The sequence below is a fragment of the Lactobacillus sp. ESL0681 genome (assembly GCF_029392835.1).
In the GTDB taxonomy this organism is placed as follows: Bacteria; Bacillota; Bacilli; order Lactobacillales; family Lactobacillaceae; genus Lactobacillus.
This window is the reverse complement of record NZ_CP113943.1, coordinates 1484117-1499587: the sequence shown is the minus strand read 5'-3', so window position 1 is coordinate 1499587 and position 15471 is coordinate 1484117. Positions and strand designations below refer to the sequence as shown.

Here is a 15471-nt window from a genome sequence, read left to right as displayed (position 1 = left end):
CGCAGAGAGGGCTTGCGTTTTTATTTTTTAGGCAAAAAAGCTAGAAATCACGCTCTTTTGAGGTGATTTCTAGCTTTCAAGTTTCAGTTAGTTAAATTTAGACTTAAAAGTTAGCTTGCTTAACATATTGCTCTTTGCCAACTATATAATATCTTTTACCATGAAGCTTGACACTACTGCCATAAGTCCTAACCTGTTTGTTGCGCTTCAGACGTTTACCTCTAGTCCGTTTGCCATGTTGATTATAGACATACGCATTATGCTTTAATTTGCGCTTGGTGCCAGAAATATTTCCCGCAGCTATATACCGATCATCAGCTAAAACATAGTATTTTTTACCGTTAATTGATTTAGTGCCATAAGTTTTTACCGTTTTGCCTGCTGGAATTTTCTGGGCTGTTTTCTTACCAGCTTGATCATAGACATAGGCATTATGCATCACCGTCTTTTCAGTTTCTTGCTGTGCAATCGTTGTAGGAGACTCCGGTTCAGAAACAGCATTCTCTTTAGCGGGTTGCTTAGGTACATTAGTTGTACTGCTTGATTCAATATTAGGTTCTACCTTAGCTTCATAACCTACTAATTTAGGCCCAACTTCCTGATAACTAATCTCAAACTGATTATTTTTTTGCTCATCTTGGGCTGAAATTTTTACATCTTGAACATTATTAACACAGAAGCGACTCATTGTGGCAGCTTGTCCATTAGAAAAGAACAGTTCAATAGAAGTCTTATCAGCATAGACAGTTAAACCAAAGTCTTTAGTATTCTTTAGGCCAGAGTCATTAATATAACCTAAGCCGCTTTCCAAACCATTCTGGTAATAGTTGGCTGCATCACCTGATAATTCGCTGCTCTTACCATCAATTCGATACTTTCCAGTAGTCGGATCAAAAATGATAATATTGTGATCCTTGCCTTGAGTAAATTCAATCCGAACTGCACCTTGATAATCTTGATCATCTTTTGTGGCAAAATGAAGCGTATATTTACTATTAGCGGGTTGCCTAGTCAAATTTAATAGCTCGTAATAATCATTTTCACCTTTTACTTGCTCACTTACTTTGCCATCTTTACTTTCAGCCTTACCGGCTTCAAGCCCGGTCGTAATCGGGACACTTTTCAGCGTTAGGTCATTATTAAGGGTAATCTTGCGCGCCAAAGTGTAGGCACCTAGCCGCTTAGAGTTAGGAGCATAACCATTTTGATTGGCCTTAATCCCAGAGTTAATATAATTCCAATTACCAACCCAACCCATTGTAATCAGGTCAGAATCGGCATGAGCTAAATCTTCACTACCGCTAAAGTTAGCACCATAATAATCAGTTCCCTGATCTAGCCGCTTAGCATCAGTTTCTGGAACGAACATTCCATCATCATCTACGTGACCAACAGTATAATAAGTTCCAGTCGTTTGATTAGCTCCAGGAGCCTTGGATCCGACAAAGAGAACTTGTTTTACTTTCCCATCAGTAGTCTTCATACTCCTAATTACAGGACATTCAACTGGCGCTTCAAATGGTAAGCCCTTAAGAAAATCCTTGCTAGGAATCTTACTGTCTTTTTGACTTCCCTTAGCATTCGCCCAATTGATTCCATCCTTTGATTGATAGACCCCAATATTGTCACCTTCTGCTAGGTACATCATGAGCTTACCTTGCCAATAAAAGACTGCTGGATCACGTTCATCAGAGCGATTAATGGACGTCCAATCCCAATAATGGTCTAGAATAATCTTTTTATCGTTCAATGGATAACTAAATGTTTTACCATTGTCATCGGACCAGGCTGCCCAGACATTTTGTTGATTATCTTTATTGCTTAAACCGGAGAAATAGGCAACTTTAGCTCCTTTAGGCACACCAGTAATCTGACCTTGATTGGTAATAATTGATCCTGTCCATGCACTACTCCATGCATCGCCAATATCACCATTTAAGTCTCTTAGCGCCGTAGTCGGTTTAGAAAAGTGAATAAAATCTTTAGTAGTTACACGGTCCCAATTTTGTTGTTTACCCGTATCACTATTAGTTACATTTGCAGTATGCAAATAATAAATGACATATTCCTGATTTTCCTCATCGTAAATAATCGTCTGTAAGTCGTTAGACCAATCTCGATCAACATTCAAATGATAAGAATCTTCTCGCTCAGGCGAAGTTGCCGTCGGCTTTAAAAAAGTAAACCCATCATCACTATAGCCATTTGACACATACTTACCATCAAGCAGTGGATCAGACTTGCCCGGTTGATTGTCTTGTAAAAGTACACTCGGAATGTCACTTGCTTGAACATCATTGGACATACTCGTCAATCCTAAAGTTAATAGTACTGCCGCTGCAATTGACGTGCCTAAATAATATTTATTACTAGTCATTATTTCCCTCCTATTTTTAAAACGCTTTCTTATTAATTTGATTATAAACATTAAGTAACAAAACTAACAGATGATAAATGTCACCAATTTGGTTAAAATAATATATTCTACTTAAAGTTCAATCTTTTTTAATAACAAATATAACCTGATACAATTAAGCAACAAAGGAGAAGTAACAATGAAAGAAAATAAATTTTTTACTATTTTAGGTTGGGTAGCTTCAGTAACGGGAATTTTGATGTACGTTTCCTATATTCCCCAGATTATTGATAATTTGCACGGGGCTAAAGGTAATCCAATTCAACCGCTGGCCACCGCAATCAATACTTTCTTATGGGTGATTTATGCCCTTTTTAAAAAGGAACGCGATATTCCACTAGCTGTGGCCAATATGGCTGGTGTGGTCTTTGGACTGATTGCCTTTTTCACGGCAATTTAATTATGATATTGAAAAATAATAAATAAAAAGTATAGCAAAATAACTTAACTGCGTAGTATAATGATTTTATTATATTATTACAGAAAGCGCATAGAAGATGAAAAGGAAAAAGTTATTAGTAGTACTAGCGTCAGTAGTTTTAGCCACAAGTAGTATAGAAACCATAGCAATAGCACCACAGAATATTCAAGCAGCACAAAGCGTTGAATATAATATTACTTGCTAGACCATGATTCTCCACAATATGATGCTAATGGGAATATTCAACCTAATGCTACCGTTAAAGCTGGGTTCAAATTTTATCCTACTTCATCACCTATCAAGACCATAAACGGACAACAATTTATTGGTTTTGACAAAGTTTATGTTCCACTTAGCGAAGTTAAACCGGTTTACTCAGCAGCTACAACTAGTAATAAGCCATCAGTAGCAAATATCAACACGGTTGCTAACACTTCTGAAATTGAGAATGGACAAGCACCTGTTAAGGTTCCTACAGCTACTATTTCAAAAACCAAAACTAAGAAGAAAAAGACTAAGAAGCATCATGTTAAAACAGGGAATAAGTATGGATGGATTAAAGGAACTTGGCTTTTCCCCAAAAGTTGGAGTGGCTATTGGGGAGGACATGAAGCTGCTGGAAATTCAGGTATTCCCATTAATGTTCCCTTAGGTACAAGTGGTGCAGGAAATTGTAGCTTTGCGGTATATGGTTATGTAAAAGGAACACATAAATATCCTTGGCAAATGTCAAAAAATTGAAAGAAAAGTTGTGAAAAAAAGAGACTATTTCTTCATGTATATAGAATGACTTGGAGGCATCATAACGGCTTGAAATGGGCAGTTTTAGGCTGGCCTTTAGCAAAGCCAATTCAAAAAGATGATTTTGCAATAACTTGTAAAACTGAAAGTATAGGTGGAAAAAAGTATAAAGTTCTTTTTAAAGCCCAAGCTAATAATTTTAAAGTTACAAATCAACTTTTTAAAACTAAAAAGTTAACAAAGAAATATGATCACCACAAGTTTACTGACATGCATTATTCATCAAAATTTAAATAGCATTAAAAAAGCTCGGCTAAAATAGTCGAGCTTTACTTTCTCTATTACACTATAATAGTCAAGAAAAGAGGCTAGATATGATCAAACAAGCAGGGCTTGAATAATCTTAACCTTGACATATCTAAAAATATGAAAAAATTAATTTATCCAGTTATTATTACTGAAGTAAATGATGAAGATGGTCATTACTTTGGCGTTAGTTCTCCCAATATTGAGGGTATGGTAACCCAGGGAAAAACACTAGAAGATGCTGTGTATTGGGCTGAAGATGCAATTGCAACTATGCTTGAGGGAGAAGAATATCCTAAGCCACAAGACCCACGTACTTGGAAGTTAGAGACTAATGAATCAGTGGTTTATGTTACAGTTGATATGGAAAAATGGTTGCGTAGCAAATCTCCGAAAATCCGAAAGAATGTTTCAGTTCCAGAATATCTGGTTGATCTTGGGAAAAAAGAAAAAATCAACTTTTCACAACTACTGACAGAAGCGCTAGAAAACAAATTATTGAATAATTAACGCGAGTTTGCGTTGACAAGGATCACTACCCTTATTTTTATAAAAAGTTAGGACTAGCCTTGGAGCCAACTGTAAATAAGCCAACTACAGCATTTGGGTATTAAGAATGAACAAAGATAAACAAAAAAACTTAATAAGTTTTTTAGACAGTATTACTCAAAACCCGTTAGATTATAAATATGAAACTATTTTAGATAACGTTATTATTTACGTATATTCTTTACAAGATTTCCATACTGTTTTAGGCTGGTGTGGAAGTTGAGGATCATATTTTACATTTAGCACAGTAGAACAGCCAGACGATACCCATAAAGTTGAATATCAAATTGAGATAACTGATTATGATAAGGATCTGTCTAAATATGTATAGCCTATACCAGTAGTAACTTACTAGCCTTGATTTAACTTAAACCTTTAAGATTTCACTCTTAACAAAAAGGTGATACACTATTCTTAGAAAATATAAGTGCGTCATCAGACACACAAGAAACGTGCACTGCAAGTCGCTTACTTGCGTGTTGGCTTAGCAATCCCCTAGTGGATCACTTTTTGTTTCTTTTTAAAAAATAAAATCGTGTCCTCAAGGACACGATCAGACAAAAAATTTTATCAAAATTGAATTAAGCAAAAATCATGTTAGTTTTTCTACTTCGCTTCCTGCGCAAAGAATCCTTTTAGTCATAATAAAAAGACAGGTACAAAACCACCTGTCTCCCAATAATATTACTTAAGTAGTTTAATCAACTTATCTAATATACTATTTATAGCATTTAGCAGATTAGTTGCTTGTTTAAGTAAAAAATTGTTAGGAAAAGTTTTACAACGTCATTCATCGCGCTCACCTCCTTTCAAGAAAGTTGACTAAACTTTCCTAGAGTTGCGCACTTTAAAAGCGTGCGTATTTATTCTACCAAACAAAATTATACCTTTTCAATAAGCTACGCTATGAAAAGAAAAACATAATATGATATAATTAAGTCAGGAAAAGTTTACACGTTATTCAGTGTAAAAGCGTGCATGCAAGTTTGACCACTTGTAGGTACCTGGAGCAGCCTTAATTGACTGCTTTTTTTATGTAAAAATTCATTTTTTTAAAAAGAAAATCGTGTCCTTAAAGACACGACCAGACCAAATTTTATACACTATCTAGTTTCATCAAAATTAAATTAAGCAGAATTTACATTATTTTTCTGCGCAAAGAATTCTTTTAGTCATCTAACATATCCATTAACTCTTTATAGTTAGTAGCTTCTGGTAACTTAATTTTACCTTCCATATCGTCTTTTACTTCATGAATTGAAGCCAACAATGTAGGGCTAAGCTTAGGAGTAACATAATATTCTGGTAAGCCTGCAGTAGCTACCTCAGTTAAACTCATTCTAACGAATTCAGAAATACTCATACCATGCTTCTTTAATTCAGCATCAGCTTTGGCCTTAATAGCCGAATCCATTCTTGTTTCAATTCTTGCCGTTTGTGCCATTTATCTCACCTCAATAATATTGTACTACATGATATATGCTTGAATTAAGGTTCCAAACCTTATTGCATAAGCTATAAAATGAGCTTATCATCAGCTTAACAATATCTTAGAAAGGATTTACACAGCTGCTCAAAAATGGATATCAACAAAAATTCAGAATTAGAAGATATTTTTGCAATATTAAAAACAGTTGCTCCAACTACTACTATTAAAAAAACTACAGGTTCTAATTCTATTGAAATACGCGTACACACAGAAGACGATCTTATAATTTTAATGAACTTAATGGGGGCTATCAGGGGGAGTTTTAATATCCAAGGAAACTCTTTTAAAAATTATGTAGTTAATCTAGCAGATTTTGATGAGGATTGGAAAAATCATCCACAAACTTATTAATATACCAGTTGAACTGCTCTAATCTAGTTAATGTACCATCTAGCCGCTCAATGTTATTAAGTTAGTTGCTCTAGCTTCGGGGAGCCAGAGCACTTAGCGGACTTTTTCTTTGCTATTTTACAAAAATAGCTCGGATTTTCCGAGCTGTTTCTGCTGTTTTACTTGAGCAACTTATCTAAAAGCTTAATAAGCTTATCAAGAATTCGCTCAGTCTTAGTTAAGACCAAATAAAACAATACTAAGGTAAATATGTTTGACACGCTTTTTCACCTCCTTTACGGAAAGCCAGTCAACTTTCCAAGATGGTGCACATAACGTGCATATTTATTTTACCAGATTTGATAATCATGATATACTTACTTTACTAAGGTAATGTGTTTAATACGCAACACATGATGTGCTAAGCAAGTTCAGTCACTTGTAAGGTACCTGGAGCAGTCATAAGACTGCTTTTTTTATTTCAAAATTTTGCTTGCCCTTATTGCCTACCTTTATACCAGTTGACTTGTTCTAATCTAGTTGATGTCATTAAGTTAGTTGCTTTAGCTTCGGGGACCAGAGCACTTAGCGTACCTTTTCTTTGCTAGTTTTTTCAGGTTTAACAATTAGCCCAATTAAGTTTTTTACAAAATAGGCCAAGAAAATCTTGGACTAAATTTGCACCTACTTGAATAACTTAATCGCTTCAACCAATTCATGTAAAATGCCTTTAGTTAGCGTAAAGTATTTGTGGGGAAAATAAAAAATAGAAGATTGCCTTCTGTTAAAATGTAGTTTGAACAAGATTACATTCAGAGAGGTTTTCTTCTATATGATTAGTTTACTACAAGACTTACAACTTTTGCTAGATAATTTAACTACTGTTAGTGTCAACTTTTTGTGGGTAATCTTTTTTTAGCCTTAGTAGTTTTTAAAATTCCTCAATTAGACCGATTAAAAAGGACAGATAGGTTCAAGAATTCTCCACAATAATTACTTAATGCATTTAGGCATACTTAGTAATAAACTTGGCTAGTCCTTCCAAGTCATCATCCGTAATGGTACCACGCTTAATCATATATCGCTGTTCAGGTATATATAATTTTTGTATAGCCATAATATCCACATAAGATGACTTACTTAAGCCTTCAATTTGCCAATCTTTTAACGGATAACGATGTGCCTTTACCGACTTTGATTTGCCTTCATATTTAGAAGTGATTTTAAGCACATCGACTGTGTCATTATCCCTTCCAACTACTAAGACAGGTCTTCTCTTCCCACCCTCACCTTCAAAATAAGTGACATACGCGTCCACAATATCATTAACATTGAAATTAGTCGTCATCTTCAACCCACTTATTATATTCATCTACCGTTTTCACTTCTTGTACAGGAAGCAATTTAACAGCATTAGCTAATGATAGAGAGGCTTTCTCATGCCGACTTAGTCTTGCATCAAAAGGTAGTCCTCCTTCAGCAGCTACACGTTTATAAAACATAGTAACTGCTGTTGTTGGAGATAAGCCTAATTCGTCAAAAATTTGTCCTACTTCGTTAACTAGATTACTATCCATTTGGATCTGCAATCTTTTTTTACCTGTTGCTCTTTCGACCATTTTCTCAAATCTCCTATTCCAAGCATATTAACTATTATATCATGTTTGAGTGTATAATAATCATTAACTACCACAAATTACTCAACTTTGTTCAATATTAGCTATTTTTATTCCTAAATCTTACACTTCAAGAAAGAAATCTAACTTTCATAGAATTATCTATGAATTTAAAATTATTTCGATAACTTTAAGATTAAACTGAATTTGGTCTTGTGATAAAATTAACCCATCAACATTCAATTAGTTTATTCGGAGGGTAAAAATGGATACGAAGGGTAAAATAAATTTTAAAGCAACTGAAGATTTAGATAAACGGATTGCAAAGCTAAATGATGATGAATTATCTGAGCGTATCTCAGAGGCAACCGATCCAGAAGATAAAAAGTTTTGGAATACAATTTATAATCGTGCACTTCAATTGCGTCAGGCTAAAATAATTAATGCGAAAGAATTTATAAGATGACTTTGGACTTGTATATCTTTGCCGGAATTAATGGAGCTGGCAAATCTTCGCTGTATAGCGCTTCTACAAGTAAAATCAAAAAAAGTAAACGAGCTAATGCAGATGAAATAGCTAGAGATAATCATTGGGATTGGCATGATCAATCTAAAAACTTTAAAGCAATGAGATTAGAAGTAGATAGAATCTACTCATTTATTGAAAATCATCAAAGCTTTAATATGGAAACAACTTTTGCTTCCTCAAAAAATTCTTACTTAAAAATCCTTAACAAAGCGAAAGATCAGGGCTTTATTACCCATCTTCTCTATGTAGGACTTGGTAGTCCCCAATTGGCTAAGGAAAGAGTACAAGCTAGAGTTGTTAAAGGTGGTCATGGTATACCTGATAAAGTAATCGAAAGACGTTATCCAAAGTCCTTGAAAACTCTATCTGAAATCATATCGTACTTTGATACAGTTGAAATTTATGATAATACATACAAATTTGAGCGTATTTATAAGAGAGATGGTAACAAAATAGACGTTATCGATGGTTATGAGTCTGTGCCATGGGCAAAACAAATAATTAATAAAGATAAGATGTTGTTAAATTTACAGTGATTTAGCTTGATAGAATCGTTAAATACCAAATTAATTAAGTAATTTAAAAAGCGTGTTGCACTTCAATGTGAAACACGCTTTTTATGGGTAATAAACTTTTATGCCTGCTGCTTTTTGATAGTTAGCACTTTACACCACAAGCATATCCAGCAATTGTGCTTTAGTCAGTGTTCGCTTAGCCGAGCCACTGATGTTCTCTGCCACTTGACCATCGCGCAGTACTACTAACCGATTGCCATACTTTAGGGCATCTTCTAAGTGGTGCGTAATCATTAGACAAGTCAAATGCTGCTGTGTAATTACCCGATTGGTTTCAGCCATTAACTTGACACTGGTCTTGGGATCAAGGGCGGCTGTATGTTCATCAAGCAATAATAAGTCTGGATGATTCAACGTTGCCATTAAGAAACTCAAAGTTTGCCTTTGCCCACCCGACAAATGTTCCGTTGGCGTATTTAAATGCTCCGTCAGCGAATTGCCAACTGTAGCAGTCAATTGCTCTAATTGTGACTGGTGAGCAGCTAACCCGCGAGCGTGCAAACCGCGATGCTGCCCACGTTTTAACGCTAATAAAATATTTTCTGCCACCGTCATTCTCGGAGCTGTGCCCATCTTAGGATCTTGAAAGACGCGACTGATAAATTTAGTTCTTTTCACTACCGAATCATGATTAATCTCGCGACCAATATGACGAATTTGACCACTGCTAGGGATAATTGTCCCAGCAATCGTGTTGAATAGTGTTGACTTACCAGCACCATTAGCACCAACTACGGTAATGAAGTCACCTTGATTAATCTTCAAGTTAAAGTCATGCAGAATCTTGGCTTCAGCTGGCGTATGTTGATTAACTACGGTGGTTACATTTTCCAGTTCTAGAACAACCTTATTTTCCATTTTGTTTTACCCCTCTGTGCAAAATACCATCTAGCTTCAAATAATGGCGTAAATTCGGTAACATTAAGCAAATTGCTAAAATAATTGCTGAAATCAAGTTCAAGTCATTAGTTGAAAAACCTAGTTGTAAGACAATTAATAAGACAAAACGGTAAATAATACTGCCTAAAGTAACCGCAATTAAGCGCTGATTAAGGGTCAAATAGCCAAAAGCCACTTCGCCAATAATAATTGAGGCCAAAGCAATCACGATAATCCCAATTCCCATGTTAGCATCAGCATAACCATTACTCTGAGCAATTAACGCACCGCTTAAACCAACTAAGCCATTAGAAAGGGTCAATCCTAAAATAGTCATGTTATCCGTATTAATGCCCAGCGAGCGTGCCATTACCTCATTATCACCAGTGACGATGAAGGCCTGTCCCAAGTCAGTATGTAAAAATAAAGCAACCAAGATAGTGATAATAATAATTGTAATGCCACCAATAACTACGGTATCAAAGTAACGCGGCAATTGTTGGAAGAACTTAGCTGAAAAGAGCGTTTTTTGTCCTAATAAAGAAACATTCGAGCCCCCCATCACGTGTAAGTTAATTGATAAACAACCGGTCATGACCAAAATTCCGGCTAGTAAAATCGGAATCTTACCTTTGGTATAAAGCAATCCAGTGACTAAACCGCCACAAGCTCCACCTAAAAAACCTAGCAAGGTGGCAACTGCTGGACTACATCCCTTAGTAATCGCAGTAACTGTAATTGCTGCTCCTAACGGAAAGGTTCCTTCAACCGTCATATCAGGAAAATTCAAAATTCGAAAAGTTAGATATAAGGCTAGACCTAGAATTGCCCATAACAATCCCTGACCAATACTCGATGTAATTAAACTCATTTGATAATCCTCCCTTTCGCTTTAGCTTGGGCCATAATTTTATGTGGAACAGTTAATCCCAACTTGCGAACTTCTTTTTCATTAATGATGTAGTGACCCCTTTTAATTTTGCTAACTGGATAAGTAGCAGGATTTTTACCTTGTAAAATTTTTGCAGCCATCTTGCCTGCTACGCGGCCCATCTCACGTTGACTAATAGCATATGAAGCCACTCCGCCATCTGCAATCATTGTTTCAGCACACGGAAATACCGGAATGTTAGCCTTATTAGCCACATCAGATAATGTCTTCATCGCCGAAGCGACATTGTTATCGTTAGCGGCATAAACCGCATCGACCTGCGTCACCATTTGGCTGGCAACCTGCTGGAGATCATTAGTATTGGCAATGGTATACATCTTAGGCGTCAATCCAGCCTTTTTAACTACCTTGTAAAATTGTCTAGCACTAGATTGTCCACCATGATCTGACGAAGTATAAATAATGCCAATCTTCTTAGCATGTGGCAAAATCTGCCGCATCAAAGCTAACTGTTCATTTACTGGATTATCACCAGATGAACCGGTGATGTTAGCACCTGGATGCTGTTCTGATTCAACCAGACCACTAGTAGCAGGATCAGAAATTCCAGCTAAAATAATGGGGGTATCTTTTTTGGCGCTATTGGCTAGTGACTGTGCTGCTGGAGTAGCGATCCCTACCAGCATTTCATTTTTATTAGCCAGTTGTTGCGACATCGTTTTCAGATTACTTTGATCGCCCTGTGCATTCAGGAATTCAACCTTGAGATTCTTTCCTTGGGTATAGCCACCTTCCTTAAGACCATCGATGACTCCTTGATGAATTAAATTTAGCGCTGGGTGGGTAATCATTTGCAAGATTCCTACTCGTACTACTTTGGGCTTAGCTGCTTCTTGCTGATTATTTTGAGCTGGCGCAATGGCTAAGTCAAAACCTAAAAAAGCCACAATTGCAGCAATCAATGCCATCATTCGTTTCATTTGTTTCTCCTTGTTTATCTTGAGCAAAATTTTCAACAAAAAAGGCAAACCAGCAATTACTCTGGTCTGCCCAAGGGAGAATCAAAGCCTGCTGCATGTTGTTACCATGCAAGCAAACTTCGTCAATTCAAAAAGTAGTCAGCACGGATACAAACTGTTTGCCAGATCGTATCCGCCACTAACGCGATTACGATCAATCATGCTGGCCTTGCCAAGATGCATTTAATAAGTTAAATGAGTTGATCATAATATTTTTCCTTTCTGTAATTAAGTTATTCTTAGTCTATCTCATTTTTGCTTAATGTCAAGCGCTATTATATAATTTATAAATACCATTCGCTAGGAGGTAACTACTGATATGAAGCAGAATAATCATAAAGATCATAATAATTGGGCACACTTCATCAACCGTGAACGTAAACTCAATCGCTTAATGTCTATTATTTTTTTTATTTACGTCAGTTTTTTAATTATGACACTTATTACTGATTTAGCATTGTTCATGAAGACCATTTTCGTGACGTTTATCATTTTAGTAATCTACTTTATCATTTGCCTAATATTGAATATTTATGACAAGTTCAAGCAAAAAAACTAACTTACCACCTTAATCAGTGAAAGTTAGTTTTTTTATTCATCGACAGTAAATAGTAACTTGTACAGCTCGATGATTTCAATTAATTCTGCTTTTGAAACCCGATCGACTATCGAATTTTGCGTAATGCTACGCGCTTGCAAATCAAGTGCAATAGTCTGATCTAACAATACTTTACCATACACATTCTGCGAACTAGTTAGAGTATGATACATTGGAAAATTACGTTGCGTACTACTAATTGGCGCAACGATTGTCATATTACTAGTGGCTTGCACCAAGTCATGACTGAGAGCAATTGCTGGACGCCGATTTATCTGCTCGTGACCCTTGCTAGGCTTAAAGTCAACATAAAAAATATCACCTTGTTTTACCATTCTAGTTCATGCCCTGATGATGTGCCCCAATCTAATTCTTCTGCTCGTTGCCCATCATCTTGCCAATTAGCAAACAGTTCATGAATATTTTTGGGTTGTTTTTCTTCTGGAGTCAACACAATCGAATTATCTTTAAGGGTAATTGTTAGTGATTGATTTTCTTTAAGATGTAATTGTTTAACTATGTTATTAGGTATTCTAGTAGCCTTGGAATTGCCCCATTGGGCAATCCGGGTTTTTCCAATTATTGCAGTCATTTTCGTCTCCTACCTTTTACATGAAGTATATCCTATGTAGATACATTAAGCAATCGTTATTTACTGCAATTCAAGCAAAAAAACTAACTTTCAACCTAATCAGTGAAAGTTAGTTTTTTTATATTAGTTAAAATTATCTGCTTTAACAAAATGCGTTGTACTAATTGGATAGTAATCAGTACCAGCAATGTTAACTTTACCACCGTAAGTCCGTACTTGCTCACCATTCTTTAATACAGAATTATCAGCACGCACACCTACAGTATCATAAACATAAGCATTATGAGTTAAAGTTCGCACTTTTCCAACAATATTACTTGCGACCACATATTCGTTGTCACCAATTTGAAGGTATTTCTTACCATTAATCGTCTTAGAATCTCCAACTGTCACCTCAGTCCCAGCTGGCTTTAGTTCCGCGGTAGTCCGTTGGCCATCAGCATCATAAGTATAAGCATCATGCATCAAGGTTTGCTTACCAGTCGGAGCTTGTGACACTGCAGTAGTCGCAGAATCAGTATCTACAGGCTTAGCATCGTCTGCAGTTGTATCCGGGGCATCTTTGCTGGTATCAGTGGCTTGTAAATTGTAGTAATACTTAATCAATGAGTAGAACTTACTCATTGAATAGCCCCATTTGTCAAAGTAGCCGTCTGGATCAGTGTGATCTGTTCCGCCTAAAAAGCGCGAAACAGCATGGTGCGACCAGATAGTTCCCTTACCATCACTAGAAGCATTGTTAGGCTTCAAGTTGTAACGATGTAAGATTTTAGCAGCATAAATGGCATCGTTATTGACGCTTTTAGCAAATTTATTACGCGTTGATTCCTGACACAGCTCTATCTGGAAGAAACGGTTGTTAGCATTAGCACCAGCACCCCAAACACCATACTTAGGAGTCATCATTTGGATAACTTGCTTGTGATCAACAAAAGCGTGCACATAAGCATACATATTCTTCCACTCACGATTAAAATAAATCGCCTCGTTATAGGCTGAAGCTCCAGGAGTCGCAGTTTCATGAATAACGATTCCTTCTGGCTTACCCTTACGATACTTAATTTTGTTGCCGCCAGCATAAAATTTATTGTATTTAATGTTCTCAGTTTTCAGTATCTTATATAAGTAGTCAACCCCAACATAGCTATTCTGCTTGGCAATCGAATTGATGGATGCAGCTTGCACGTTTTGACTTACATTAAAAATAGGCGCAACTAAACCTACTCCGATAGCAATAGTAGTTATTAGTTTCTTTATCTTCATCTAAATTTTCGTTCCTTATCTAAATTACCTGCTCGTTAAAAATTACCTTTTTTAATGTATTGGTGAATCCCAACTCGGTAATACTTTTTGCCATAGATGTTAACTGCTGAACCATAAGTGGCAATTGACTTACCCTTCTTCTCTTTTCGTGCATTATCCTGATTACCGTAATCGTTATAAATATAAGCATTGTGCTTCAAAATACGCATCGTGCCATCGATATTACCACTGGCAATGTATTGGTCATCGCCGATGCGGTAATACTTCTTGCCATTAATCATCTTAGTACCATAAGTACCAACGGTTTTACCTTCCGTACCAGATTTTAGTGCCTTCATCCCCTTAACACGTTCGCCCTGTTCATTATAAACATAGGCATTATGCATCAAAGTCTTGTTAACCTTCTTCTCACCTTTTGGCGCTTGCGAAGCTGGTGGCAAGGCACTACCAGTATTTAGGATCGAATCATTTACCCAGCCTTTACCAGAAATGTACATCCGCTTTTTGCCGTTATAAAAGGTAATGGTCTTAGTAACGTTAACACTATCACCTTTATTAACGGAATCAGTTTTTGTAGAAACTGAATGATCAGTTGGCCAAGCATAAGTAGCTCCCGATTTTTTAACCGTATAAGATTTCTTAGCATTAGAAATCTGTGGATCATATTGCGTTAAGTTAGAAGTAGTGATCCGATTATTTAAAATCGTATTGTAATTATTAGCCGTGGCATAAGTTCCAGTCAGAGCCTTAGTAGCTGCTTTATAAGATGAAGCATTCTCTAACCACGCACCCTTATAACGCGTTGGTTGCCAAGAAACACCTTTACGCAGCTTTTTACCATTATCGTCAAAAGAAGCCTGATAATTAGGATATTTTCTAAAATTGGCAGTAACGTAATAGCTCTTGCCATTCTTATCCTCTTCACGAGTCTTGCTGGCATAAACGCCACCAGTCCAACTGTCATCAGCCTTCATCCCAAATAAGTTGTTAGCCTTAACAGCCAGACCTGATTGACCCCAATCAGATTCAACAATTGCTTGCGCAATCATTACTGATGGATACAAGCCGTACTTTTTTGATACCTTTTGTGCCTGCTTAGCAGCAGTCTTTAAAAAACTATTCTGTTCGCTAGCACTAGCTGCTGCTACCTTTTCGGTAACAGAAACTCCAGCGATTAAGTTGTTGGTAACCGGGACAACAGTGCCTACCAATGCAGCTGCTGCTAACCCAGTGATAAGTTTTCGTTTCATGAATTA

Annotated in this window: 19 protein-coding genes; 8 read left to right on the top strand and 11 right to left on the bottom strand. The window is 36.4% G+C overall.

The genetic code is table 11. The features are described from left to right. Positions 1 to 103: 103 nt before the first annotated feature. The gene (locus tag OZX59_RS07165; RefSeq protein WP_277125644.1) at positions 104 to 2377 is read right to left on the bottom strand and encodes an SLAP domain-containing protein; all 2274 of its coding nucleotides are present in this window, start codon (positions 2375 to 2377) and stop codon (positions 104 to 106) included. A 178-nt stretch (positions 2378 to 2555) separates the two neighbouring features. Between OZX59_RS07165 and OZX59_RS07160 the strand changes: the two genes are divergently transcribed. The 4 genes from OZX59_RS07160 to OZX59_RS07145 all read left to right on the top strand — a co-directional run bounded on the left by OZX59_RS07160 (position 2556) and on the right by OZX59_RS07145 (position 4394). Beyond that, the gene (locus OZX59_RS07160; protein WP_277125642.1) at positions 2556 to 2816 is read left to right on the top strand and encodes a SemiSWEET family transporter; all 261 of its coding nucleotides are present in this window, start codon (positions 2556 to 2558) and stop codon (positions 2814 to 2816) included. A 219-nt stretch (positions 2817 to 3035) separates the two neighbouring features. Then, positions 3036 to 3578: a hypothetical protein gene (locus tag OZX59_RS07155; protein ID WP_277125640.1), complete on the top strand. Its 543-nt coding sequence runs from the start codon at positions 3036 to 3038 to the stop codon at positions 3576 to 3578. 69 nt (positions 3579 to 3647) lie between these two features. Then, positions 3648 to 3875, top strand: a complete 228-nt coding sequence (locus OZX59_RS07150) for a hypothetical protein (protein ID WP_277125638.1) — start codon at positions 3648 to 3650, stop codon at positions 3873 to 3875. A gap of 129 nt (positions 3876 to 4004) precedes the next feature. Further along, the gene (locus OZX59_RS07145; protein ID WP_277125636.1) at positions 4005 to 4394 is read left to right on the top strand and encodes a type II toxin-antitoxin system HicB family antitoxin; all 390 of its coding nucleotides are present in this window, start codon (positions 4005 to 4007) and stop codon (positions 4392 to 4394) included. A gap of 1207 nt (positions 4395 to 5601) precedes the next feature. Here OZX59_RS07145 and OZX59_RS07140 read toward each other — a convergent pair. Beyond that, a complete protein-coding gene (locus OZX59_RS07140) occupies positions 5602 to 5877 on the bottom strand; it encodes a type II toxin-antitoxin system RelB/DinJ family antitoxin (RefSeq protein WP_277125634.1) in 276 nt (91 codons plus the stop codon). Between the two features lie 135 nt (positions 5878 to 6012). Here OZX59_RS07140 and OZX59_RS07135 point away from each other — a divergent pair, with 135 nt between their 5' ends. Beyond that, positions 6013 to 6273: a hypothetical protein gene (locus tag OZX59_RS07135; RefSeq protein WP_277125632.1), complete on the top strand. Its 261-nt coding sequence runs from the start codon at positions 6013 to 6015 to the stop codon at positions 6271 to 6273. Positions 6274 to 7258: 985 nt separating this feature from the next. Here OZX59_RS07135 and OZX59_RS07130 read toward each other — a convergent pair. Then, entirely contained in the window at positions 7259 to 7600 is a 342-nt protein-coding gene (locus OZX59_RS07130; RefSeq protein WP_277125630.1) for a type II toxin-antitoxin system PemK/MazF family toxin, read from the bottom strand. Then, a complete protein-coding gene (locus OZX59_RS07125) occupies positions 7590 to 7871 on the bottom strand; it encodes a type II toxin-antitoxin system RelB/DinJ family antitoxin (RefSeq protein WP_277125628.1) in 282 nt (93 codons plus the stop codon). The genes OZX59_RS07130 and OZX59_RS07125 overlap by 11 nt, the downstream gene beginning before the upstream one ends. Positions 7872 to 8133: 262 nt before the next feature. On the opposite strand from OZX59_RS07125, the gene OZX59_RS07120 reads away from it, so the two are divergent. Both OZX59_RS07120 and OZX59_RS07115 read left to right on the top strand, forming a co-directional pair. Continuing rightward, positions 8134 to 8334 carry a hypothetical protein gene (locus tag OZX59_RS07120; protein ID WP_277125625.1) on the top strand — a complete coding sequence of 67 codons (201 nt, stop codon included), beginning with the start codon at positions 8134 to 8136 and terminating at the stop codon, positions 8332 to 8334. Next, positions 8331 to 8933, top strand: coding sequence for a zeta toxin family protein (locus tag OZX59_RS07115; protein ID WP_277125623.1), 603 nt, complete (start codon positions 8331 to 8333; stop codon positions 8931 to 8933). Before OZX59_RS07120 ends, OZX59_RS07115 begins: the two co-directional genes overlap by 4 nt. A gap of 129 nt (positions 8934 to 9062) precedes the next feature. Here OZX59_RS07115 and OZX59_RS07110 read toward each other — a convergent pair whose 3' ends face one another. Genes OZX59_RS07110 through trpX form a run of 3 tightly spaced genes read right to left on the bottom strand, consistent with a single transcriptional unit; the run spans position 9063 to position 11723 of the window. Beyond that, a complete protein-coding gene (locus OZX59_RS07110; protein ID WP_277125621.1) occupies positions 9063 to 9830 on the bottom strand; it encodes an ATP-binding cassette domain-containing protein in 768 nt (255 codons plus the stop codon). Continuing rightward, positions 9820 to 10722: an ABC transporter permease gene (locus OZX59_RS07105; protein ID WP_277125619.1), complete on the bottom strand. Its 903-nt coding sequence runs from the start codon at positions 10720 to 10722 to the stop codon at positions 9820 to 9822. Before OZX59_RS07105 ends, OZX59_RS07110 begins: the two co-directional genes overlap by 11 nt. Then, the gene (gene trpX, locus OZX59_RS07100) at positions 10719 to 11723 is read right to left on the bottom strand and encodes a tryptophan ABC transporter substrate-binding protein (RefSeq protein ID WP_277125617.1); all 1005 of its coding nucleotides are present in this window, start codon (positions 11721 to 11723) and stop codon (positions 10719 to 10721) included. Before trpX ends, OZX59_RS07105 begins: the two co-directional genes overlap by 4 nt. A gap of 358 nt (positions 11724 to 12081) precedes the next feature. Here trpX and OZX59_RS07095 point away from each other — a divergent pair, with 358 nt between their 5' ends. Then, positions 12082 to 12321, top strand: coding sequence for a hypothetical protein (locus OZX59_RS07095; RefSeq protein WP_277125615.1), 240 nt, complete (start codon positions 12082 to 12084; stop codon positions 12319 to 12321). A gap of 32 nt (positions 12322 to 12353) precedes the next feature. Here OZX59_RS07095 and OZX59_RS07090 read toward each other — a convergent pair whose 3' ends face one another. The 4 genes from OZX59_RS07090 to OZX59_RS07075 form a co-directional block, all read right to left on the bottom strand. Beyond that, the gene (locus tag OZX59_RS07090) at positions 12354 to 12695 is read right to left on the bottom strand and encodes a type II toxin-antitoxin system PemK/MazF family toxin (RefSeq protein ID WP_277125613.1); all 342 of its coding nucleotides are present in this window, start codon (positions 12693 to 12695) and stop codon (positions 12354 to 12356) included. Further along, the gene (locus tag OZX59_RS07085) at positions 12689 to 12952 is read right to left on the bottom strand and encodes an AbrB/MazE/SpoVT family DNA-binding domain-containing protein (protein ID WP_277125612.1); all 264 of its coding nucleotides are present in this window, start codon (positions 12950 to 12952) and stop codon (positions 12689 to 12691) included. Before OZX59_RS07085 ends, OZX59_RS07090 begins: the two co-directional genes overlap by 7 nt. A 123-nt stretch (positions 12953 to 13075) precedes the next feature. Next, the gene (locus OZX59_RS07080) at positions 13076 to 14215 is read right to left on the bottom strand and encodes an SLAP domain-containing protein (RefSeq protein ID WP_277125611.1); all 1140 of its coding nucleotides are present in this window, start codon (positions 14213 to 14215) and stop codon (positions 13076 to 13078) included. A gap of 35 nt (positions 14216 to 14250) precedes the next feature. Beyond that, the gene (locus OZX59_RS07075) at positions 14251 to 15465 is read right to left on the bottom strand and encodes a glucosaminidase domain-containing protein (RefSeq protein ID WP_277125608.1); all 1215 of its coding nucleotides are present in this window, start codon (positions 15463 to 15465) and stop codon (positions 14251 to 14253) included. Between the last annotated feature and the right edge of the window lie 6 nt (positions 15466 to 15471).